We start from the raw sequence: 23,532 nt of genomic DNA, 5'->3' as shown, positions 1-23,532 counted from the left end.
CCCGCCGTCAATGGGTCGGCCGTCCCGGGACAGCACCTCCATGGAAAGCGATGACAGCAGTGGCCGAGCCCGCCGCCCGCCCCAGTCGCGCCTGGATCGCACGGATGGTCCTCGCCGTCCTCATCGCACTGCTCGCCCTCGGCTGGCTGTGGGCGGCCCGCGCCGGACACCCCTCCGACGGCACCGCCACCAACACCGACTCCCGCGCCTGGCGTCCGGACGGCCTCGTGCTCTCCGTCGCCGCCGGTGACGGCACACCGCTGCGCGCCGGGGACGTCGTCGTCGCCATCGGCGGCCGCCCGCTTGCCGCCGGGTCCCTCGCCGACCGGCCGCCGCGCATCGGCGACACCGTCGTCTACACCGTCGCCCGGGACGGGCACCGCCTCGACCTGCCCGTCACCCTCACCGACTATCCGCTGCCGCGGCTGGCCGCGCGTAACGCGTACACCCTGCCCTACATCGTCTTCCTGGTGCTGCTGTCCGCGCTCGTGCTCGCCCGGCGCCCGCGCGACCCGGCCGCCGTCACCCTCTACCTGGTCGCGATCCTGCAGTTCATCGGGTACGCCTCGCATATGTACGGCACCCAGGCCGTCGAGATCGCCACCGGCCGGCTCTGGGTCACCACGGCGGCGGAGGCGGTGAACTGCCTGCTCTGGGCGTGCCTGCTCCACTTCGCCATCTCGTTCCCGCGGACCTGGCCGCTGCTGCGCCGCAGGCCGTGGCTGATCGCCCTCGGCTACGCCCTGCCCTTCGCCGCCTACGGCACGGTCCTGGCCACGAGCCTGCACGCCGCGCAGGGGCTGCGCCGCACGTGGACCCTCATCGGCGTCTCCGTCCCCGCCGCCGGGTTCTTCCCCGTCCTCGTGCTCGCCGCCGTCGTCACCAGCTACGTCCTAGCCCGCGATCCGCTGTCCCGGCAGCGGATGCGCCTGGTCAGCTACGGCCTGGCCGTCCTCGCCGGGGGCTACCTCCTGCTCGGCAAGCTGCCCGAGCAGCTCCTCGGGCGGCCGCTGATCCCGTGGGCATACCTGACCGTCGTCTGGATCCCCGCCCTGCTGCTCCTCGCCGCCGCCGTCCTGCGCTACCGGCTGTGGGACATCCAGCTCATCCTGCGCCGCTCGCTGGTCTACGGACTCGTCACGGCGGCCCTGATCGGCGTGTACATCGGCGCCGCCGCCCTGCTCAGCCACGCCTTCCACGCCGAGCTCGAACTCGTGCCGGTCCTGCTCGTCGTGGTCGTCGCCGTCTCCTTCACCGCCGCCCGGTCCGGGCTGCGCCGGGTCGTCAGCCGCCTCGTCTACGGCCAGCGCGAAGACCCGTACGAGGTGCTTCGCCAGCTCGGGCAGCGGCTGGAGTCGGCGCACTCCGCCGAAGCGGCGCTGCACCAGCTCGTCGCGACCCTCGTCCGCGCGCTGCGGCTCACCCACGCCGCCATCGAGGTGCCCGGACTCGCGCTGCCCTCCAGCAGCCACGGCCTGCCCGGACCCACCGCCACCCGCCTCGACCTCGTCCACGACGGCGAACCCATCGGCCGCCTCGTCCTCGACCCGGGACCCGACCGGGAACCGTTCGGCCCCGCCGATCGCCGCCTCCTCAGCGGCCTCGCCCGCCAGGCCGGCGCCACCGCGTACAGCCTGCTGCTGGCAGCCCGGCTCCAGCGGGCGCTGGAAGGCACCGTGACCATCCTGGAGGAGGAGCGCCGCCGCCTGCGCAGGGAGATCCACGACGGCATCGGCCCGACGCTGGCCTCCGCGTCCATGCGCCTCGACCTCGGCCGCTCCCTCATCGCCACCGACCCGGCCGCCGCCGAACGCATCCTCGCCGACCTCGCCGAGATCCACCGCGCCGTCGTCGGCGACATCCGGCAGCTCATCGACGACCTGCGCCCCACCGTCCTGGACCACCTCGGGCTCCCCGCCGCGCTGCGCGAGCTCGTCGACCGGCTCGCGGGCGGGATGCGCACCCGGCTCGACTGCGCGATCGGCGCCGACCCGATCCCGGCGGCGGTGGAGGTCGCCGCCTACCGGATCGTCTCCGAGGCGCTCACCAACGTCGTCCGGCACGCCGCCGCCGAGCACTGCGCCGTCCGGGTATGGCGGGACGGGGACCTGCACATCGAGGTCACCGACGACGGGCGGGGCATCGCGCCGGACTACCGGCCGGGCATGGGCGTGACGAGCATCCGCGAACGCTGCCTCGAACTCGGCGGCCGAGCGGTCATCACCGCCGCCGCACCTAACGGCACGGTCGTACGCTGCCGCCTGCCCGTCGCCGCGGCCGCACCGGCTCGTCTCGGCGGTGACCTGGGGGACAACCTCGCCACAACCCCGTGACAACCCCGGCGGCGTTCCCTGAGGCGGTGGCCGGGTCCACCGGCCCGTTTCCGGTACGCAAGCCGCGGGTTCACCGGGATGCCGCGGCAGGACGGAGCCCCTGATGTCCACATCGCTCAGCCACCTGACCCGCCGGATCGGCATGCTCGGCGCGCTGACCGGCGTCGCGCTCGCGGCCGGACTCGCCGTAGCCGCCCCTGCGCAGGCGGGCACCACGCTGCGGGTCGCGACCGTGCAGTGCATCGAGGAGACCGACGAGGTCGGCGACGACAGCCCGTACTTCCTGGTCTTCGCGGCCAGCACGACCAACCCGGGGGCGACCGCCTTCGGCAAGTGGGGCCCCGGCGGCTGGGACGCCGAGGTCGCCAGCGGCGAGACCTACTACCCGAACGCCTCCATCGTCAGCGGCGTCAGCAGCGGCTGGCTGCTCATCTCGGTGATGCTGGAGGAGGACTACGACAACGACCTGTCGGCCGGCGAGATCACCTGGATCGGCAACAACATGTACAACCAGTACCAGATCTCGTTCTGGAAGGACGCGGCCACGCGGAACTCCGAGCTGCGCAACACGCTGCGCAACACGACGAACATGTACCTGAGCAACGACGAGCTGGTGGCCACGGCCGCGACCACGGCATCGGTGAGCGGTACGTGGGCGACGTACGTCGGCGACGGCGGCAACTACAAGGTCAAGTACACCCTGCCCTGATCGGCGTGACGGCGGCCGGTGCCCTCAGGCCACCGGCCGCCCGCCCGCCTCAGGGGGCGTGCGAGCCACGCTGGCGCTCCTGCTCGGCGACCTCGGGCAGGTCGGCCAGCCGGTCCAGCTGCCGCAGCGGCTGCGCCAGCCGCACGTTGCCGGCCAGCCGTTCCCGGTTGCGGTCGAGGAACGCCCAGTACCCGGCGGTGTACGGGCAGGCGTCCGCGCCGAGCCGGTGGCGCGGGTCGTAGCGGCAGCCGCCGCAGTAGTCGCTCATCCGGTTGACGTAGGCGCCTCCGGCGGCATACGGCTTCGTCGTGATCGTCCCCGCGTCGGCGTACTGGCTCATGCCGACCACGTTGGCCGTCATGACCCACTCGTAGCCGTCGACGAACGCCCGGTGGAACCAGTCGGCCAGCTCACCGGGCCGCCAGCCTCGCTGCAGCCCGTAGTTGCCCAGCACCATGAGCCGCGGGATGTGGTGCACCCAGCCGCGATCGCGCACCCCGGCGAGCACGTCGGACAGGCAGCGCGCCTGCACCGCGTCGGCGTCCAGCTCGGCGAACCAGCCCGGCACGGTGCGCCGGGCGCCGAGCCGGTTGCGGTGCCGGTACTGCTCGCCGAGATACCAGTACAGGTGCCAGATGTAGTCGCGCCAGCCGATGAGCTGCCGGATGAATCCCTCGGCGCTGGCCAGTGGCACCCGCCCGGCGCGATAGGCCTCCTCGGCCCGGTGCGCGGCGTCGAGCGGGTCGAGCAGGCCCAGGTTCAGCGGGGCGGACAGCATGCTGTGCGCCAGCCACGGGTCGCCGGACAGCATCGCGTCCTCGTACGGCCCGAACGCGCCGAGCCGGTGCTGCACGAAATGCCGCAGCCGTGCCGTCGCCTCGGCATGCGTGGCCGGGAACAGCCTCGGCCCGTCCCGGCCGAGGAACCGGATCCCCTCGGCCTCCCACCGGTCCAGGTCGGCGCGGACCTGGGCGTCGATGTCGTCCTCGGCGGGCAGCGGCGGCGCGGGCACGTCGAGGTGTCCCGAGCGCGGCGGCGGCTGCCGGTTGTCGGCGTCGAGGTTCCAGCGCCCGCCGGCCGGTTCGCCGCCGTCCATGAGCAGGTCGTGCAGCACGCGAGCGTGGCGGTAGAAGTCCTCCATGCGCAGCCGCTTGCGCCCCTGCGCCCAGTCGGTGAACTGCTGCGGGCTGGACACGAAGCCGCGCGGCGGCAGCATCTCGACCCCGGCCCCGCGGACCAGGTCCCGGGCGGCGCGCGACGTCGGGTGGCAGACCTCCAGCGGCTCGCGTACCCGATCGAGGGCCTCGCGGTAGGTCTCGCTCTGGACGAACACCGCCCGGCCGCCCAGCTCGGCGGCGCGGTGGCGCAGTGCGGACAGCACCAGGTGCGCCTTCTGCCGGTGGAACGCCCGGCGGCGGAACACGGCTTTGGACTCCACCAGCAGCACCGGCTGCTCCGGTGCGTCCAGGAAATGTGGGCCGAGCTGGTCGGCGAACAGCCAGCGGCGCCGCATCCCGCCATTGTCCGGCAGGCGCCGGTGACCTGCGGCGCGACGCGCGCGCCGGCCCTCGGCCGATGCGCTCAGATGCGCACCCGCCCGCGGTCTGCGTCGTCGGCCGTGCGCCGGGTCAGCAGCACCCCGAGTCCGATCATGCCGACGGCGAGCAGGAAGTGCAGCCAGTTGTCGGCGGTGTTGACCGGGACGAAGTTGGCCGCGCCGGACTGGTCGACCAGCAGGCCGTACAGCCACAGCAGCCCGTAGACGACACCGCCGCCGATGAGGTACGTCCGGGCGGCGGGCACGGTGCGGGACATGATCAGTCCGGCGACGCCGAACAGCAGGTGCACGATGTTGTGCAGCACGGACACCTGGAAGACGCCCAGCAGCATCGCCTGGGACTGGTGTCCGGCGGCCTGCATGGTGTCGTAGTTCGTGGTGAGGCCCGGGATGAACCCGAAGATGCCCACGAGCAGGAACACCACGCCGACGACGGCCGCGGCGATGCGGACGGGTGCCCGTGCGGTGACGCGGGTGGTCGTTTCATACCGGCTCGTCATGATCTTCTCCTCTGCGGTCCGGCTACGGCGGGAGTACCCCGACGGTCGGAGGAAAACACGTCTGCCCAGCTCATGGCCGGTATGTGGGCAGTGCCGGAACCCGGCGCGCGGGACGCTAGCATCGCGATCATGGCGGAGTGGGAGATGCGGCCGGCGACCGAGGCCGACGTCGAGGTCGTCGCCGAGCTGCGGGCCGTGGTGCTCCGGGCGGACCTGGAACGGCTCGGGCGCTACGACGAGCAGCGGGTTCGCCAGCGGCTGCGCGACGGGTTCAGCGCGGCGAACACCTGGGTGATCGAGGTGGGCGGCGGGTTCGCCGGCTGCGTGGCGCTGCGGCCCGCGGCTGACGCGCACTGGCTGGAGCACTTCTACCTGGACCCGGCGGTGCAGGGCCGGGGCGTGGGCGGGGCGGTGCTGCGGACGCTGCTCGGGCGCTGCGATCGCGACGGGCTCCGGGTCCGGCTGATCGTGCTGCGCGGCAGCGCGGCCGCCGGGCTCTACGAGCGGCACGGGTTCACGCCGGAACGCGACGACGAGGTGGATGTCGTCATGGTGCGCGAGCCGGCCGCCGTGCCCGCCGGGGCGGCGCCCGCACGGCGGCCCTGATCCGGGGCGGCGCACCGGCTGCCACCGGGTTTGCCGAAATCCGGCGTGGGTACGCCGGAGCCCTGGCCGGGGCGGGAACCACGACCGGCGGGGGCGGCGCGCGACGACGGCGGGAGGTGCGAGGTGTCTCTCACTCCGGAGGAGCGCAGGCGGCTGCGGGACCTCGAACGGGAGTCGGCCCGGGACGACCCGGCTTTTGCCCGGTCGATGAGCGGCGAGCGCTCGGGGCCCGAGCGGGCGGCCCGTCGGATATGGCCGTGGCTGGCGCTCATCGGCCTGGTGGCCGCGGTGGTGGTGGCGGTCGTCGCCGGGATCGGCCGAGGGGTCGCGCTGCTGCTGCTGGTGATCGCGATGTGCGCGTTCCTCAGCCTGGGGTCGTGGGGCGGGCCGCCGGAGCGGGGCGGCCGATGAGGCCGAGGCGGCGCCGCCGGCAGCGCTGACCGGGCGGCGCAACCCCGGCCGGATGCAGGGATCAGTGGGCGGGCGGCTCGTCCCGGCCGGCGGCCTCCGCGGCCTCGGCCTCCTCCTTCGTGGCGTGCACGACGCCGTCGGCGTGGTCGGGCGGGCCGTAGACCGTGTACAGGACCAGCGGGTTCACGCCGGTGTTGCGGAAGTTGTGCCGGGTGCCGGCCGGCACGGCGACCAGGTCGCCCTGGGTGACCTGGCGGGTCTCGCCGCCCACGGCGGCCTCGCCGGTGCCGCTGACGAAGGTCAGGATCTGGTCGTTGTGCTCGTGCACCTCCTCGCCGATCTCGCCGCCGGGCGGGATCGTCATGATCACCAGCTGGGTGTGGCGGCCCGTCCACAGCACACGCCGGAAATCGGCGCTCTGCTCGGCGACGGTGGCGATCGTGAAGTGGGTCATGTCAGCCATCGGTGGTTCCTCCGCTCACTTCCGGTGTCCGGCCGCACGCAGGGCGGCACGGCCTTCGTGCGGAATACCTGACCTACCCGGCCCGGCCGGGAACATTCGCGGCCGGCCGAACACCTTCGGCGTTACTTGCGGCGGGGCGCGACCGGTGCCGACAGGCCCGCGCTGAACAGCCGGTCGTCGACCTCGTTGAGCGACAGCTTGAGCGCCCCGAGCGCGACGGAGTCGGCGCCCAGCGTGGACGCGCGCACCTCGGGCATCCGCAGGCACAGCCGCTGCAGCTCCTGCCGCAGCGCGTTGAGGATCAGGTCGGCCGAGCGGGAGAAGCCGCCGCCGAGGATGACCACCTGCGGGTCCAGGGCCAGCACCAGCGCCGCGGCGCCGACGGCGAGATCCTTGACGTAGCGGCTGACGGCGGTGCGGGCGGCCTTGTCCCCCTCGCGCGCCGCGTTGAACACCCACGCGGCGGCGTCGTCGGGGCCGACCGTGTCGGGCACCCCGGGGCAGTTCTGCAGGTGCGCGGGTGCGTTGAGCCAGCGCACGTGCTTGAGCGCGCCGATCTCACCGGCCGCGCCTCCGTAGCCGCGGCGCAGCACCCCGTCCAGGATCAGGCCCGCGCCGGTACGCATACCGGCCAGCACGTAGACGATGTCGTTGGCGTCGCTGGCCGCGCCCTGCCACCGCTCGGCGACGGCGGCCAGCTTGCAGTCGTTCTCGACCTGCACCGGGCAGGCGAACCGGCTGGCGAGGTGCCCCGTGAGGTCGACGTCGCCCCAGCCGGGCAGCGGCGTGAAGAAGCTGGTCCGGCCGGAGGCGTCGACGGCGCCGGTGACCGCGACGGTGACCGCCCAGATGTCGGCGGGCGCCTTGCCGGCCCCGGTCAGGCACGCACTGATCACGTTGTCCAGCTCGGCGAGGCGGTCGGCGGGCGGGGCGTCGGCGGCCACGCTCTGCCGGACCGAGTGCACGATGTTGCCGTCCAGGTCGGACAGCAGCGCGAGGATCTTGTGTACGCCGACGTCGATGCCGAGCACGTGCCCGGCGGTGGCCCGGAACTGGTAGCGGCGGGCGGGGCGGCCCACGGCGCTGTTGGCGCCGGGCTCCAGCACGGTGGCCCAGCCGTCGGCGACCAGGCCCTGCGCGATGACGTCGACGGCGGGTCGGGACAGGCCGGTGCGCTGGGACAGCTCGGTGACCGTGGACGGCGGCTGGTCGCGCAGCGCCCGCACGATGCTCAGCGAGTTGAGTTCGCGCAGTCGCGGCAGATCCGTGCCGGTCGTTGCCAGTTCTGTCACGATCTGTCCCTTGTCCTGGAGCGGCCTTGGCCGCCTAATACGCTTTGATCTTTACAAAATCGGCGGGTGATGGCAAGCCCACCGTGCGTGACGCCCCGGCGGCGGGACCCGGCTGCGGGTCCCGCCGCCGCGGCGTCACGAGATGGGGTATGCCTGCGCCGCCGGGGTGATCGCCGGACCGAAGTCAGTCTCGCGCCCATCCACTGTGTACCGGTATCGGCCCAGCCGCCGGATCTCCGGCCGAGCGGCCAGGTATCCGGTCATGTCCTCCAGCTCGGTGGGGCTCAGCCAGCTCGGCGGATCGGACACGGCCCGGAACCCGCAGATGTCGGCAAGGTCCCGCAGCCAGGCCAGCTGCTGCTCGGTGAGCAGGTTGAGCCGGCTGCGGAAGTAGATGACATCCGGGTCCACCTCGGCGAGCGGCTGCTGCCACAGCCGGTGCACCGTGTTGACCACGGCGTTGCGCGCCATCGCGTCCGACGGGTCGTCGCTGGCGTAGTTCTGCCACATCGGCGCCACGTCCGGGCCGCTGCGCATCCCGTCCAGCACCCCCAGCGACGGCAGCAGCATGGCGCCGCTGCCGAGCAGGTACACATCGTCCCCGGCGACCTGCCGGATCAGCATGAGCGCGTCGCGGTAGCTCTGCTCGCGCTCGGCACCGCCCTCGCGAGCGCCGGGTGCCGCACCCGCGTTGACGAAGTCGAGCTTGAGGTACTTGAACCCCCACTCGTGCACCACCCGGTGGGTCAGCTCGGCCAGGTGATCGCGGGTGGCGGGCCGGGACAGGTCCAGGGCGTGGTAGCCGGTGCCCCAGTTGTGCCCGGCTACCACCAGCTCGCCCCGCCCGTCGCGCAGCAGCATCTCCGGATGCTGCCGGGCCAGGTCCGAGCCGGGCAGCGCGATGAACGGGGCCAGCCACAGCCCGGCGGTCATCCCGGCGTCGGTGATGCGCTCGGCCAGCGCCTTCATGCCGGACGGGAACTTGTGGTTGGGCTCCCAGTCGCCGACCAGCCGCTCCCACCCGTCGTCGACCTGCACCACGTCGAACGGCAGGCCGCGCAGGTCGTCGACGTCCTTGGCCAGCTGCTGCTCGGTGATGGTCTCGTAGTAGGCGTACCAGGAGCACCAGACGTTGCCGGCGCGGCGCCCGCTGCTGCCGAGCCGCTGCGCGAGCTGCCGGGTGTACGCCGCGAACACCTCGTCCTCGGGGCCGTAGGCGGCGAACCAGGGCTGGCCACCGGTCTCGTACCAGCCGGCGAGGGTGTCCCGGTCCGCCGACAGGCGCGGCACGCCCAGCCCGAGCGCGCCCAGCAGCAGCACGTTGCCGTCCCCGGCGTCGAGCGCGGCCACGGCCGAGGAGTGGTGGCGGGAAGGGTCGTCCCAGGCGTCGTCGTCGGCGGTGACGCGGCGCTGGGGGTTGGCGATCCGCAGCGGCGGCTCGGACAGCCGCCGCCACCCGCACGGGCTCCACGAGTTGTAGCCGTGCCGGTAGAACGGCACGTCGCCGAGTCCGTGCAGGAGCGCGACGCGCCCCGGTGGAAGAATCAGGCCCCCGTCGGCTGCGAGCGGGCTGCCGGGTCCGTCATGTTCGAGGGCGAAGGTGTGGCCGGCGAGCTCGATGAGCAGTGCCATGGTTCTCCTAGACAGGTGCGATGCGACGAGGATTGCGGCGCGGCGGGCCGGTGTACCCGGCCCGCCGCGGTGACACGGTTGGCGCGGCGCCTACTTGAACAGCGCGTTGACCTGGTCGTTGGCCTTCTTCAGCGCGTCGGCCGCGCTCGCCTGGCCGAGGATCGCGGACTGGATGGCGTCCTGGACGGTCTGGCTGATCTCGTTGCCGTGCTCGGTGATCGGCACGAAGAACGTGCCGCCGGGCGCCGCCGCCTCGTCGACGAACACCTTCACGTCGCGGCCCTTGGCGGTGTGCGCGGCCAGGGCCTTCTCGCTGGCGGACTTGATGGCCGGGAAGACCACGCCGTTGCCGCCGACGATGTTCTGGCACTGCGCCGAGCCCAGGAACTTGACCCACTGCCAGGCCTCGTCCTTGTGCTTGGTGCCGGCCCAGATCGCGTCGGACAGGCCGTTGATGGCCGTCTTGCGGCCCTGCGGCCCGGCCGGCAGTGGCGCGAACGCGAACTTGAGCTTCGCGCCGTCGCCCAGGTAGCTGTTGATCATCCAGGAGCCGGCGAAGGTGATCGCGCCCTTACCGGCGTTGAGCAGGGAGTCCCGGCTGAGCGTGGAGGCCTTGTCCAGCGCCGGGCTGTAGCCCTTGTCGATCAGCTTCTTGAACCAGTCGATGGTCTCGGCCAGCTTCGGGTCGTCGTACTTGTACTGGGTGCCCCACGGGTTCTTGTCCAGGTAGGTGAACCCGTTGCTGGCGGCCAGGTTGCCCCAGCCGTTCTGGCCCTGCGAGCCGTCGGCCCACTCCGGCAGGAAGCCGAACACCTTGACCTTGGTCTTGTCGAAGGCCGGGTCGAGGCCGTTGCGGCCCTTCTCGTCGACCGTCGCCTTGGCGATGGCCTGCTCGAAGGTGCCGCCGTCGGCCGGGTTCCAGGTCAGGTTCGCCAGCGAGGCCGCGTCGAGGCCCTGTGCCTTGAGGTGGTCGGCGTTGTAGACCAGGGCCATGGTGTCCCAGTCCTTCGGCAGGCCGAAGCGCTGGTCGCCCTTGGTGAACAGGTCGGCCAGGCCGCCCTGGTACTGCGACAGGTCGACGCCGTCCTTGGTGACGTAGGGCTGGATGTCCAGGATCTGCCCCGAGCTGACGAACTGCGGGTAGTACGAGCCCTGGTTGGTCCACACGTCCGGCGCGTCGCCCGCCGCGATCTGCGTGGTGAGGTTCTGCCAGTACTCGTTCCACGCCGACTGGCTGATCTTGATGGTGATGTTCGGGTTGGCCTTGGTGAACTCGTCGGCGCACTGCTGGTAGGACGCCTTCTGGTTGTCGTCCCACAGCCAGTAGTTGAGCGTCACCGCCTCGCCCGTGCCGGGCTCCTCGGACTGGCTGCACGCGGCCAGGCCGGCCGCCACGGCCAGGGACAGCAGCGCCGCCCCGGCCCGTGTCACACGGTTCATTACTGATCCTTCTTTCTCAGGGGGTGATGGTGCGGTGGGGTGTAACGGTCACTTGCTTCCGGTGAAGTTCAGGGACTGGACCAGCCGCTTGCCCACGAAGACGAGCAGCAGCAGCACGGGCAGGACCGACAGCGTCGAGGCGGCCATCAGGCCGGTCCAGTCGGGCTGGGTGTTGGGCGACTGCTGGAGGAACACCCCGAGCGCGACGGTGACCAGGCGGTTGTCCTCGTCCCGGCCGACCAGCAGCGGCCACAGGTAGTCCTTCCAGGCCCACACGATGGTGGTGAGCCCGATGGTGATCAGCGGGCCGCGGCTCATCGGCAGCGCGATGCGCCAGAAGATGCCCCACGGGCCGTTGCCGTCGAGGATCGCCGCCTCCTCCACGTCACGCGGCAGCGACAGGAAGAACTGGCGCAGGAAGAACACCGCGAACGGCGTCATCAGCAGTGTCGGGGCGACCATGCCGGCCATGGTGTTCATCAGGCCGAGGTCCTTGACCAGCACGAAGTTCGGCAGCAGCGTGAAGATCGGGGGCACCATCAGCGCCGCGATCACGATCGCGAACACCAGGTCGCGCCCCGGGAAGCGCAGCCGGGCGAACGCGTAGCCCGCCATCGCGCAGAACAGCGTCTGCAGGGCCGCGATCAGCCCGCAGTAGATGATCGAATTCACCAGGTACGCGGCGAAGTCGAGCTGCGCGCCGGACCCGCCGGCCGCGCGGTTCTCCGCCTCGCTGGTCAGGCCCAGCACCCGCAGGAAGTTGATGAGGGTCGGGTGCTCGGGCAGCAGGCCGAGGTTGTCGGTGTAGATGTCGGCGGCCGGGGTGAGCGCCGTGCGGACCATCCACCAGAACGGGAAGACCGTCGCCAGGATCACCACGATCATCGCGGCCCACGCGAGGAACCGGCCGGGGTTGAGCTTCTTCGTCACGGTCTGCCCCTTCACGCCAGGTCCGAGCGGGACGCGCGCAGCAGGCGCATCTGTATCGCGGTGAGCACGCCGAGGATCAGCGCCAGGAACACCGCCGCCGCCGCGGCGTAGCCCATGTGGAAGTACTTGAATGCCTGCAGGTAGATGAAGTAGTAGATGACCTGCGTCGCCGACACCGGGCCGCCCTTGGTGGTGACCGCGATGGTGTCGAAGATCTGGAACGAGCCGATCAGCGACACGACCAGCGCCAGCGCCAGCACCGGGCGCAGCAGCGGCAGGGTGATGCGGCGGAACATGCGCCACTCGCCGGCGCCGTCGATGGACGCCCCCTCGTAGAGGTACTGCGGGATCTGCAGCATCCCGGCGTAGAGCAGCAGCGCCGTGTAGCCGGTGTAGGCCCAGGTGTTGATGCCCGCGACCGTCGGCATCGCCCAGGTCTCGTCGGTGAAGAAGCCCACCGGGCCCCAGCCGACGGTGTGCAGCAGCTGGTTGAAGAACCCCAGGTTGGTGTCCAGCAGCCACATCCACAGCAGGCCGATGGTCACGTTGGGCACCAGCCAGGGCAGCAGCAGCGTGGCCCGCAGCACGACCGAGCGGGTCAGCCGGTGCATCAGCGTCGCGATGCCCAGCGCCAGCAGCGTCTGCGACCCGATGTTCAGCACCACGTACCAGCCGGTGACCAGCAGCGCGTTCCAGAACTTGTCGTCCTGCACGAGCTTGCTGTAGTTCTCGGCGCCGACGTACGACGGGGTGTTGAGCATCGTGTAGTCGGTGACCGAGTACCACAGGCCCCGGGCGGCGGGGTAGCCGTAGAAGACGGCGAATCCCACCAGCACGGGCAGCAGGAACCACCATGCCGCCCGGCGGTCGTCTCGCGGTTTTGTCGAGCTCATCCACGTCCTCGGATCCGTCTATCGGTCGGCTCTTGCCAGCCGCCCCGCTCTCGAATAATGATGTAGACCTTCGAAATTTTGTCAACACCTCTTCGTATTGCTTCGGCAACAACGGGAGCAAGCGAGAGGTCTCGTAGCACTGCGCACCAGCTCCGACCTGCGCGTCGGGGTCTGCACCACCCGCACAGCCGCTCGTGCTGAGCCCGGCACGCGCGCCGCACACCCGCAGCTACGCCCCACTCCCGCACGGAGAACCGCATGAATTCACGTCCCCGTGGCCGTTTCGCGGCCGCGCTCGGCGCCGCAGTGCTCGGCGCCGCCCTCGTCCTGATCGCACCCGGCGCGGCCCAGGCCGCACCCGCCGGACCTCCGCCGCGCCCGGCCGCCCCGGCCAGTCCCGACCCGACGTTGCAGGTCCACGCGCTGAGCGCCGCGCCCGGCCCGGTCGACAACCCGCTGAAGGGCTGGGCGAAGTTCTACAACCCCGGCGGCAACCAGAACACCGGCTATCCGCACTCGCTGACCTGGGGCTACTTCGGCCTCTCCGAGATCATGACCAGCGCCTCGAACTGCGGCAGCTACAACTGGTCGATCATCGACAGCATGCTGGCCGAGACGGCCGGCTACGGGAACCAGGCCGCGATCCGGATCTACCTGACCTACCCCGGCGGCACCGGCAGCCACCCGGCCAACGCCATCCCGAGCTGCTTCAACGGCAACGTCGCCATGCGCGGCGACACGTACTGGAACGTCACCCACCCCGACTACGACAGCGCGTTCCTGCTCAACGCGATGAAGAACTTCATCGCCGCGTTCGGCGCGCGCTACGACGGCGACCCGCGCCTCGGGTTCATCCACATGGGCCTGGTCGGGCTCTGGGGCGAGTGGCACACCTGGCCGTACGACACCGACACCGCCGACGGCCTGCCCAACTACATGCCCACCGACGCCAACGGCGCGCAGCTCGTGGCGGCCTTCGACGCCGCGTTCAACACCACCAAGCTGGAGATCCGCTACCCGGACGCGGCCGGGGGAGCGGCGAACGCGCGCGACATCGGCTACCACGACGACTCGTTCTGCTTCCGCGAGGGCTCCCCGCTGCAGGGCGTCAGCCTGCCCATGTCCATGGGCGGCGCGTCCTACGCCCAGCTCCAGCGCAAGCTCAACGTCGGCACCGAGAACAAGTGGATCACCAGCTCGATGGGCGGCGAGCTGCGCCCCGAGATCCAGTCCACCGCGTTCCAGTACTGGCCCAACGGCTCCGGCGCGGTCGACAACCTCAAGGCGTGCATCGAGCTGGACCACGCCACCTGGATGATCAACGAGCAGAGCGGCAACTACGCCTCCGGCGACGCCAACGTGGCCGCCGCGGTGCGCCTGATGGGCTACAACCTCACGGTCAACAACGCGTACTACAAGAACACCGCGAGCGGCACCGTCAACGTCGGCGTGCAGATCTCCAACACCGGGGTGGCCCCGTTCTACTACCCGTGGACGATGGTGCTCGGGCTGAAGAACAGCTCCGGGACCGTCGTGCGCACCTTCGACACCAGCTGGGACCTGCGCACGGTGCAGCCGCTGCAGATCCGCAACTTCCCCGACTGGAATGTTGGCGCCGACCCGAGCTACCGCGCCTACGGCTACCCGCAGTACTTCCAGACGTCGGTCAGCCTCAGCGGCCTCGCCGCGGGCGACTACCAGTGGGTGCTGCGGGTCCGCAACCCGCTGGAGACCGTCAACGCCAACGCCAAGAAGCTGCGCTTCGCCAACACGACCCAGCAGGCCGACGGCTGGCTCAGCCTCGGCGCGACCACGGTCGCCACCGGCGGCGGTGACACCACCGCCCCGAGCACCCCGGCCGGGCTCAACACCACCGGCCAGACCGCGTCGTCGGTGTCGCTGAGCTGGACCGCGTCCACCGACAACGTCGGGGTCACCGGCTACCAGATCCTGCGCGGCGGCACCGCCGTCGGCACCTCGGCGGGCACCACGTACACCGACAGCGGCCTGACCGCGTCGACCGCGTACACGTACACGGTCAAGGCGTACGACGCCGCGGGCAACTACTCGGCCGCCTCGTCACCGCTGACCGCCACCACGTCCGCGAGCGGCGGCGGTGGCACCACCAGCTACGAGGCCGAGGCGTCGGGCAACACCCGGACCGGCACCGCCGTCGTCGCGGCGTGCGGGGCCTGCTCGGGCGGGTCGAAGGTCGGCTACGTCGGCAACGGCGCGACCCTGGCCTTCAACGGCGTCGCCGGTGGCACCGGCGGGTCCAGGACGGTCACCGTGTACTACACCTCGGCCGAGGCCCGCACCGCCGTGATCAACGGGCAGACGGTGAACCTCCCGGCCACCGCGAACTGGGACACCGTCGGCTCCGCCTCGTTCACGCTGAACCTGGCCTCCGGGAGCAACACGATCACGATCGGCAACCCGAGCGGCTGGGCGCCCGACATCGACCGGATCACCGTCGCCACCAGCGGCGGCGGCACCGGCCCGACCGGCTACGAGGCCGAGGCGTCGGGCAACACCCGGACCGGCACCGCCGTGATCGCGGCGTGCGGGGCCTGCTCGGGCGGGTCGAAGGTCGGCTACGTCGGCAACGGCGCGACCCTCGCCTTCAACGGCGTGGCCGGAGGCGCCGGCGGCGCGAAGACGGTGACGGTCTACTACACCTCCGCCGCCGCCCGCAGTGCGGTGATCAACGGGCAGACGGTGAACTTCCCGGCCACCGCCAACTGGGACACCGTCGGCTCCGCCTCGTTCACGCTGAACCTGGCCTCGGGCAGCAACACGATCACGATCAGCAACCCGAGCGGCTGGGCACCGGACATCGACCGGATCACCGTCAGCTAATCCCCATACCCCCACGAGATCCGGCCGGGCACCCGCCCGGCCGGCCATATCACCCTGCGAGGAAACAGTCATGAGAAGAGCCGTGCGACTCACCGTCGCGCTTCTGGCCACCCTTTCCGTGGCCGCCGCGACCCCCGCGGTGGCCACCCCGGCCGCGCCCCAGTGGGCGGCCCTGTCCTACACGCCCGCGCCCGCCGACAATCCGCTCAAGGGATTCATGCCGTTCGCGGGCAGCTACGACACGTTCCCGCACAGCATGGAGTGGTTCTACCTGCCGCTGCGCGACGTGATGACCGGACCGGACCAATTCTCCTGGACCGCGCTGGAGCGGCAGCTCAACACCGTCGCCGCGCGCGGCCACCAGGGCGTGTTCCGGTTCTACCTCGACTACCCGGGCAAGCCCACCGGCATCCCGCAGTACCTGCTCGACCAGGGCCTGACCACCCACGCGTACGACGACTTCGGCAACAACGGGGTCAGCGTCGCCCCCGACTACAGCGACCCGCGCCTGGTCAGCGCCCTGGAGAACTTCATCACCGCGTTCGGCCGCCGCTACGACGGCGACCCGCGCATCGGCTTCGTCACCCTCGGCCTGATCGGCTTCTGGGGCGAGTGGCACACCTGGCCGTACGACGGCTGGACCAACCCCGACAACTGGATGCCGAGCACCGAGATCCTCACCCGCATCCTGACCGCGTTCGACGAGTCGTTCGACAGGACCCGGCTGCTGGCCCGCTACCCGAGCGCGGAGAACAAGGAGCTGCCGATCGGCTACCACGACGACTCGTTCGCGTTCGAGACGCTGCCGCCGACCTCGTGGCACTTCGTGCAGCGCCTCATCGACAACGGCGTCACCGAGAAGTGGCGCACCGAGCCCGTCGGCGGCGAGCTGCGCCCCGAGATCCAGCAGTGCCTGTTCGAGCAGCCCGTCAGCTGCGGCCAGTACGAGGATTACGCCGCCTCGGTCGACCAGACGCACGCCTCCTGGCTGATCAACCACCAGGCGTTCGCCACCGGCTACACCGGCGACGAGTACTTCCGCGCCCTGGACGCCGCCCGCTCGCTCGGCTACGAGCTGACCGTCACCGAGGCCGCCGTCGGCGCGCAGCGGGTGTCGGTGCGCGTCGCCAACCGGGGCACCGCGCCCTTCTACTACCCGTGGCAGGCCGAGCTGGCCGCGATCGACGCCGCGGGCCGCGTCGCCGCCCGCTGGAAGACCGGCTGGAACGTCGCCGGCATCCAGCCCGGCGCCGACCCGGCCGAGCTGACCACCCCGATCAACACCCGTGGGCTGCGGCGCGGCACGTACGACATCGTCCTGCGGGTGGCCAACCCGCTGCCCCAGGGCATCCCGCTGCGCTTCGCCAACACCAGCCAGGACACCCACTCCGGCTGGCTGCACCTGGGCACCGTCACCACCCGCTGACACCGCCCCGCACCGCTGTTCCTGCACCTCGTCCCCTGAAAGGAACAACGTTCATGCCCTCGCTACGCAAGCTGCTCGCGGCCACCGCGGCAGCACTGCTCGTGGCCGTGTCCGCCGGCACCGGCGCGACGGCGGCACCGGCGGGCCCGCCGCCGCGCCCGCCGGCCGGACCCGGCCCGGACACGAGCCTCACCACGCACACCTACGCCTACGCCGACGCACCGCTCGGCCAGCCGCTGAAGGGCATCGCCCCGTACCTGTTCCCCGGCGACAACCTGTCCACCAAGTTCCCCGGGGGCCTGGTCTGGAGCTACTTCGCACTCAACGAGGTGATGAAGAACCCCGCCAACTGCGCCGACATCGACTGGAGCGTGTTCGAGAAGGCCCTCGACGAGGCCGCCGTCTGGAGCCGCCAGGTCGCGTTCCGGTTCTACCTGGAATACCCGGGCGGCAGCGGCACGCACCCCGGCAACGGCATCCCGCCGTGCCTGAACGGCAAGATGGCGCTGCGCACCAACGGGTTCTGGGGCACCGTCAGCCCCGACTACGACGACCCGGACGTGGTCAGCGCGCTGGTCACCTTCATCAACGCGTTCGCGGCGCGTTATGACAAGGCCGGGCCGGGCGGCAGCGCCGACCCGCGCATCGGTTACATGTCGCTGGGCCTGGTCGGCCTGTGGGGCGAGTGGCACACCTGGCCCTACGACCGGGACCTGGCCGACGGCTACCCGGACCTGATGCCGACCGACGCCACCATCCGCACCCTGATCGGGGCGTACGACACCGCGTTCGACAACATCCAGCTGGAGGTCCGCTACCCGCTGGCCGGCACGGAGACCGCGAACATCGGCTTCCACGACGACTCCTGGCCGTACAAGGAGTTCCGCGAGGGCGGGCAGCTCAAGAGCATGACGCTGCCGATGTCGATGAACGGCTGGGCGGACGCGTTCCTGCAGCTGCAGCTCAACACCGGCACCGAGAACCGGTGGATCACCCAGTCCATCGGCGGCGAGGCCCGGCCCGAGATCCAGGGACAGCTCTACGCCAACTGGCCGGGCGGTTCCGGGCAGGTCGACGACGTGCTCGCCGCGACCGAGCTCACCCACATCACCTGGATGATCAACCAGACCGGGGCGGGCGGCTACAGCCCCACCGACCCGAAGGTGGCCGCGGGCATCCGCAAGCTGGGCTACAACCTGCACATCCCGCAGGCCAACTTCAACGCCACCGCGTCGGGCAGCCTCAAGGTCGGCGTGACGGTCCAGAACGACGGCGTGGCACCGTTCTACTACCCGTGGACGGTGCAGCTCGGCCTGCGCAACAGCGCGGGCACGGTCGTAAAGACCTGGGACACCCCGTGGGACCTGCGCGGGGTCCAGCCGCTGAAGATCCGGGCGTTCCCGGACTGGAACGTGGGCGCCGACCCGAAGTACCTCGACTTCGGCCGGCCGGTCAACTTCTCCACGACGGTCAGCACCGCAGGCGTGCCCGCGGGCAGCTACAGCCTGGTGCTGAAGGTGCGCAACCCGCTGGAGGCGGTCACCGCGGACGTGCTGCGCGCCCGTCCCGCCGCCAGCAGGCTCACCGACTGGATCATCGACCAGTGGCGGCCGCGCCTGCCGCTGTCGTTCGCCAACGCCAACCAGGGCGCCGACGGCTGGGTCGACCTCGGCGCGGTCAGCACCTCGGGGACCTGCACCGGTGACTGCACCGCACCGTCGGCCCCGGCCAACCTCGCGGTGTCCGGCGTGACGAACACCAGCGTGTCTCTGTCGTGGTCGGCCGCGACCGACAACGTCGGGGTGACCGGCTACCGGGTGTTCCGCGACGGGGTGCAGGTCGGCACGCCGACCGGGACCACGTACACCGACTCGGGCCGCACCGCGGGCACCACCTACCAGTACACGGTCCGGGCCGTGGACGCGGCCGGGAACGTGTCGAACCCGTCGGCGGCCGTCTCGGCGACCACCACCGGCTGCTCGGGCGACTGCACCGCCCCGAGCGCGCCGACCCTGTCCACGACCGGCAAGACCGACACGAGCGTGTCGCTGTCCTGGACGGCGTCCACCGACAACGTCGGCGTGACCGGTTACGAGGTGTTCCGAGGTGGGACGCTGGTCGGCAGCCCGGCGGGGACCACGTACACCGACAGCGGGCTGACCGCCTCGACCGCGTACTCGTACACGGTCAAGGCACGTGACGCGGCGGGCAACCGGTCCGCCGCCAGCAACACCGTGTCGGTGACCACCAACGCGCCGCCGCAGCCGCCCACCGGGCTCGTGCTGGACAACTACGACGGCACGCCCGCGTACCCGTCGTCGAACCAGAACGACCTCGGCAAGTGGACCGGCGGCAACTGCTTTCTCGACGGCGGCGGCAACGGCGTGGTCACCGGGGGAGCGCTGAGCCTGCGCTACAACAACTGCGGCTGGTTCGGCTCCGACGTCGGCGTGGACCTGTCCTCGTACACGTACCTCGTGGTGCGGATCAAGGGGGCGGCCGGTGGCGAGCAGGCGCACTTCAACCTGGGCCTGGGCGGGTCGACGAAGGTGTTCGGCGACTTCACCCTCGACGGCGGCGCGCACCCGGTGATCACCACGTCCTACCAGGACATCAAGATCCCGATGGTGGCCAACGGCATCAACCGCAACTCGCCGTCCCAGCTGGCCATGGGCTTCTGGTACGGCGGCAGCTCCACCATCACCATCGACCACATCACGTTCCAGTAGCAGCCCGGCCGCCTGGCAGGGCTCCCGACCCGGCCAGGCGGCCTACCCTCCCGATGATCAGGAAGGCCACCATGTCCACCCGCTCACTGCGGATGTCCATCGCGACAACGTTACTGGCCGCCGTCGCGGTCGTGGCGCTGCCCGCCGCACCCGCGCAGGCCGCCACGTTCACCTACACCGCTGACCTGGCCACCGCGTTCGCCAACCCCGAACGCGGCTACCACAACCGCTACGAGATCATCAACGACCCGGCGGTCAACGACTACGTCAACGCCGCCACCATCCCCGGCTTCAACCCGGACCTGCTCGACCGCACCTTCACCCGTGCCAAGAACAACGGCAACACGCTGCTGCACAGCTACCTGCACCTGGACAAGTACAAGACGGCCACGCTGCCGCAGGCACTGCTCGACAACCTGACCTCCGGCCTGGCCGCGGTCCGGGCAGCGGGTATGAAGATCGTGCTGCGCCCCGCCTACACCTGGGACGGCTACGCCAGCGTCGACGAGTCCCGCATCCTGGAGCACATCGGCCAGCTCAACGCGGTGATCAGCGCCAACGCCGACGTCGTGCTGCACCTGGAGACCGGCTACCTCGGCGCCTGGGGCGAGTGGCACACCGGCACCCTCACCAACCCGTCCTCGGTCGAGGAGGCGCCCGCCCGCTACCGCATCGCCAAGAAGATCCTCGACACCACCCCGGCGAGCATGCCGGTGGTGATGCGCTACCCGATCTACATCAAGGAGGTCGTCGACCCGACCAGCTGCGTCGTGCCCGGCGGCTGCACGATCACCCAGGCCCAGAAGGACCGCGTCGGCTTCCACAACGACTGCTTCCTGGCCGACGTCAACGACATGGGCACCTACGACAACCCGTCCTGGATGGGCTGGTACTACATCGAGCAGAAGAAGCAGTGGATGTATGACCTGGCCACCTCGACCGGGTACAACAAGATGGTCGGCGGGGAGACCTGCGGCTCGGACGGCTACAACGACGCGGCATGCGTCAACGCGCAGACCGAGATGAACAGGCTGAACTTCAGCGAGATCAACGAGGACTACGCGGCGGTCAACACCGACAAGTGGAAGGCCGCGAACCTGGCGGCGTCCGGCAGCGACCCTGCCGAGACCTGCTTCGTGCGCATCAAGCGCAAACTCGGCTACCGGCTGCGGCTACAGGACGCGACCTTCCCGGCCAGCGTCACTCCCGGCACCAACCTCGCGTTCACCGCGCACCTCACCAACGACGGCTGGTCCGGCCTGATCAAGACCCGTCCCGTCTACCTGGTGCTGCAGAGCGCCACCCAGCGCTACAACCTGCCGCTCAACGGCGTCGACCCGCGCGCCTGGCTGCCGGGGGCGAGCACGATCACCGCGAACGCCGCCGTGCCGGGCAACGTCACGGCGGGCACGTACAAGCTGGCGCTGTGGCTGCCGGACCCGGCCACCGGGCTCCAGTCCCGGCCGGAGTACTCCGTCCGCCTGGCCAACACCGGCACCTGGGACGCCGCCAACGGCTACAACGTCCTGTCCAGCTCCGTCACCGTCGGCACGTGCACGGGTGACTGCACCGCGCCGTCCACGCCCACCGGCCTGACGGTCACCGGCGTGACCAACACCAGCGTGTCCCTGTCCTGGTCGGCCTCGACCGACAACGTCGGGGTGACCGGCTACCAGGTGCTGCGTGACGGCGTACAGGTCGGGACCTCGACGGGGACGACGTACACCGACACCGGCCGCTCGCCGGGGCAGACGTACCAGTACACGGTGCGTGCCGTGGACGCGGCGGGCAACGCCTCGGGCACCTCGGCGGCCGTGTCGGCGACCACCACCGGCTGCTCGGGCGACTGCACCGCACCGAGCACGCCGACCTTGTCCACGACCGGCAAGACCGACACGAGCGTGTCGCTGTCCTGGACCGCGTCGACCGACAACGTCGGCGTGACCGGTTACGAGGTCTTCCGGGGCGCGACGCTGGTCGGCAGCCCGACGGGCACCTCGTTCACCGACACGGGGCTGACCGCGTCGACCGCCTACGGCTACACGGTCAAGGCACGTGACGCGGCGGGCAACCGCTCGGCGGCGAGCAACGCGGTGTCCGTGACCACGGACGCCACCGCGCCCGCGCCGACCGGCCTGGTGCTGGACAACTTCGACGGCACCCCGGCCTACCCGTCGTCGAACCAGAACGACCTGGGCAAGTGGACCGGCGCGAACTGCTTCCTGGACGGCGGCGGCTCCGGCGTCATCACCGGCGGGGCGCTGAGCCTGCGCTACAACAACTGCGGCTGGTTCGGCTCCGACGTCGGCGTCGACCTCACCACCAGGACCTACCTGGTGGTGCGGATCAAGGGCGCGGCCGGCGGCGAGCAGGCCCACTTCAACCTGGGCCTGGGCGGGTCGACGAAGGTGTTCGGCGACTTCACCCTCGACGGCGGCGCCCACCCCGTGATCACGACGTCCTACCAGGACATCAAGATCCCGATGGTCGCCAACGGCATCAACCGCAACTCCCCGTCCCAGCTGGCCATGGGCTTCTGGTACGGCGGCAGCTCCACCGTCACCATCGACCACATCTCCTTCCAGTAACCGGTGCCGGGCACCCGCCCGTGATCGAAGCTCCCGTCACGCTGCTCTCACCGCGTGGCGGGAGCTTCGATCGTCAAGGGCGGTTCTGGAGACTCCCGGTGAACGGGTGCCGACGCGGCATCCACCCGCACCGGCCGGCTCCGCGTACCTGGCGCTGCTACCGGGGCTGACCCGCGCCGGACACCTTCACCCGCGCGACGCCCGCGGCGAGCTGGGCGGCGGTCATCAGCTCCTCGTGGGTGCCGGGCGCGCCGCAGGCGAACGCGCCGGAAACCGCCCCGGCCAGCGCGCACTCCTCGATCGGTCCGCCCGCCAGCCACACGCTCAGGAACGCGGTGCTGAACCCGTCGCCCGCGCCGTTGCTGTCGACCACCGGCCGCTCCGGCGCCACCGCCGGGAAGCGGCGCACCCGGGGCTCGTCGCGGGTGAGCACCCGGCAGCCTTCGGCGCCCTGCGTGGCCACGACCACGCTCGCCCGGCCGGTGTCCAGGACGCCGTGCATGAGCTGCTCGATCCGGTCCGGCACGGCCTGGGCGCTCATGAAGACGAGGTCGGCGGCGCGGGCCATCGCCCAGATCCAGTCGTGCTCGCCGCTCCAGGCGTGCAGGTCGGCGGAGGTGGTGACGCCCAGCCGGTGCGCGTCGGCGAACGCGCCCGCCGCCCGCGCCGACGCGACGTGCGCGTGCCGGGTCCGCGACAGGTACGGCAGGTAGAAGTCGCGGGGCAGCGTCAGGTCGGCCGGGTGGCGGGCGTCGAAGAACGAGAACCGGTGCCCGGCCCGGTCGACCAGGTTCACCGCGCGCGGAGTGCCGTTCGGCGCGGCAAGGTGGCTGAAGTCCAGGCCGAGCGCGGCGTACCGGGCCAGCACCAGCTCGCCCAGCGGGTCCGCGCCGAGGAAGTCGATCAGCTTGGTGCGCAGCCCGAGCGCGTGGCAGCCGAGCGCGACCCCGTTGCCGGAGTGCGCGACGTAGTCGCGGATGGGCCCCACCTGCAGGAAGTCACCCGGCGGCACGGTCAGCTCGGGCACCGGCACGATGGTGTCGACGCCGACACCGCCCAGCACGAGGACGTCGAAGTCGGCCACGGAAGCCCACCTTCCGGAAAGAGCGTGAAATGTCGGCCCGAGCGGTGGGTCCGGGCCAGCCTACCGGCGATCACCGGCT

17 protein-coding genes are annotated in these 23,532 nt (G+C 71.2%); 8 read left to right on the top strand and 9 right to left on the bottom strand.

Annotation, left to right across the window (positions count from 1 at the left end):
* Positions 1-50: 50 nt before the first annotated feature.
* Together Cba03nite_RS21760 and Cba03nite_RS21755 are read left to right on the top strand one after the other, a co-directional pair.
* Positions 51-2,333, top strand: a complete 2,283-nt coding sequence (locus Cba03nite_RS21760; protein ID WP_203749214.1) for an ATP-binding protein — start codon at positions 51-53, stop codon at positions 2,331-2,333.
* 103 nt (positions 2,334-2,436) lie between these two features.
* Positions 2,437-3,042, top strand: coding sequence for a hypothetical protein (locus Cba03nite_RS21755; protein WP_203749210.1), 606 nt, complete (start codon positions 2,437-2,439; stop codon positions 3,040-3,042).
* A 49-nt stretch (positions 3,043-3,091) separates the two neighbouring features.
* Here the strand turns inward: Cba03nite_RS21755 and Cba03nite_RS21750 are convergent, their stop codons facing one another.
* Positions 3,092-4,555: a cryptochrome/photolyase family protein gene (locus tag Cba03nite_RS21750; RefSeq protein ID WP_203749207.1), complete on the bottom strand. Its 1,464-nt coding sequence runs from the start codon at positions 4,553-4,555 to the stop codon at positions 3,092-3,094.
* A gap of 68 nt (positions 4,556-4,623) precedes the next feature.
* On the bottom strand, positions 4,624-5,100 hold the full coding sequence (locus Cba03nite_RS21745; protein WP_203749204.1) for a DUF4383 domain-containing protein: 477 nt from the start codon (positions 5,098-5,100) through the stop codon (positions 4,624-4,626).
* A 129-nt stretch (positions 5,101-5,229) separates the two neighbouring features.
* On the opposite strand from Cba03nite_RS21745, the gene Cba03nite_RS21740 reads away from it, so the two are divergent.
* Both Cba03nite_RS21740 and Cba03nite_RS21735 read left to right on the top strand, forming a co-directional pair.
* Entirely contained in the window at positions 5,230-5,706 is a 477-nt protein-coding gene (locus tag Cba03nite_RS21740) for a GNAT family N-acetyltransferase (RefSeq protein WP_203749201.1), read from the top strand.
* A gap of 123 nt (positions 5,707-5,829) precedes the next feature.
* Entirely contained in the window at positions 5,830-6,117 is a 288-nt protein-coding gene (locus Cba03nite_RS21735; RefSeq protein WP_203749199.1) for a DUF3040 domain-containing protein, read from the top strand.
* A 61-nt stretch (positions 6,118-6,178) separates the two neighbouring features.
* On the opposite strand, the gene Cba03nite_RS21730 is transcribed toward Cba03nite_RS21735, so the two are convergent.
* The 6 genes from Cba03nite_RS21730 to Cba03nite_RS21705 all read right to left on the bottom strand — a co-directional run bounded on the left by Cba03nite_RS21730 (position 6,179) and on the right by Cba03nite_RS21705 (position 12,767).
* Positions 6,179-6,571, bottom strand: a complete 393-nt coding sequence (locus Cba03nite_RS21730; RefSeq protein WP_203749448.1) for a cupin domain-containing protein — start codon at positions 6,569-6,571, stop codon at positions 6,179-6,181.
* Positions 6,572-6,702: 131 nt separating this feature from the next.
* Positions 6,703-7,872: an ROK family transcriptional regulator gene (locus tag Cba03nite_RS21725; protein WP_203749196.1), complete on the bottom strand. Its 1,170-nt coding sequence runs from the start codon at positions 7,870-7,872 to the stop codon at positions 6,703-6,705.
* 135 nt (positions 7,873-8,007) lie between these two features.
* Positions 8,008-9,504: a glycoside hydrolase family 36 protein gene (locus Cba03nite_RS21720; RefSeq protein WP_203749193.1), complete on the bottom strand. Its 1,497-nt coding sequence runs from the start codon at positions 9,502-9,504 to the stop codon at positions 8,008-8,010.
* A 90-nt stretch (positions 9,505-9,594) separates the two neighbouring features.
* A complete protein-coding gene (locus Cba03nite_RS21715; protein WP_203749190.1) occupies positions 9,595-10,944 on the bottom strand; it encodes an ABC transporter substrate-binding protein in 1,350 nt (449 codons plus the stop codon).
* Positions 10,945-10,992: 48 nt separating this feature from the next.
* Positions 10,993-11,874, bottom strand: a complete 882-nt coding sequence (locus tag Cba03nite_RS21710; RefSeq protein ID WP_239125935.1) for a carbohydrate ABC transporter permease — start codon at positions 11,872-11,874, stop codon at positions 10,993-10,995.
* Positions 11,875-11,885: 11 nt separating this feature from the next.
* Positions 11,886-12,767: a carbohydrate ABC transporter permease gene (locus Cba03nite_RS21705; RefSeq protein WP_203749187.1), complete on the bottom strand. Its 882-nt coding sequence runs from the start codon at positions 12,765-12,767 to the stop codon at positions 11,886-11,888.
* A gap of 258 nt (positions 12,768-13,025) precedes the next feature.
* On the opposite strand from Cba03nite_RS21705, the gene Cba03nite_RS21700 reads away from it, so the two are divergent.
* The 4 genes from Cba03nite_RS21700 (at position 13,026) to Cba03nite_RS21685 (ending at position 22,369) form a co-directional block, all read left to right on the top strand.
* Positions 13,026-15,626 (top strand): carbohydrate-binding protein, encoded by a 2,601-nt coding sequence (locus tag Cba03nite_RS21700; protein ID WP_203749184.1) that lies wholly within the window; start codon positions 13,026-13,028, stop codon positions 15,624-15,626.
* 70 nt (positions 15,627-15,696) lie between these two features.
* Positions 15,697-17,052, top strand: coding sequence for a DUF4832 domain-containing protein (locus Cba03nite_RS21695; RefSeq protein ID WP_203749181.1), 1,356 nt, complete (start codon positions 15,697-15,699; stop codon positions 17,050-17,052).
* Positions 17,053-17,105: 53 nt separating this feature from the next.
* A complete protein-coding gene (locus tag Cba03nite_RS40380; protein WP_203749177.1) occupies positions 17,106-19,781 on the top strand; it encodes a fibronectin type III domain-containing protein in 2,676 nt (891 codons plus the stop codon).
* Between the two features lie 71 nt (positions 19,782-19,852).
* Positions 19,853-22,369, top strand: a complete 2,517-nt coding sequence (locus Cba03nite_RS21685; protein ID WP_203749174.1) for a DUF4832 domain-containing protein — start codon at positions 19,853-19,855, stop codon at positions 22,367-22,369.
* Positions 22,370-22,526: 157 nt separating this feature from the next.
* Here Cba03nite_RS21685 and Cba03nite_RS21680 read toward each other — a convergent pair whose 3' ends face one another.
* Positions 22,527-23,453 carry a carbohydrate kinase family protein gene (locus tag Cba03nite_RS21680; RefSeq protein ID WP_203749171.1) on the bottom strand — a complete coding sequence of 309 codons (927 nt, stop codon included), beginning with the start codon at positions 23,451-23,453 and terminating at the stop codon, positions 22,527-22,529.
* Positions 23,454-23,532: the final 79 nt, after the last annotated feature.

Source organism: Catellatospora bangladeshensis, from assembly GCF_016862575.1.
Classification (GTDB): Bacteria; Actinomycetota; Actinomycetes; order Mycobacteriales; family Micromonosporaceae; genus Catellatospora; species Catellatospora bangladeshensis.
This window is presented reverse-complemented; position numbering and strand designations above follow the sequence as displayed.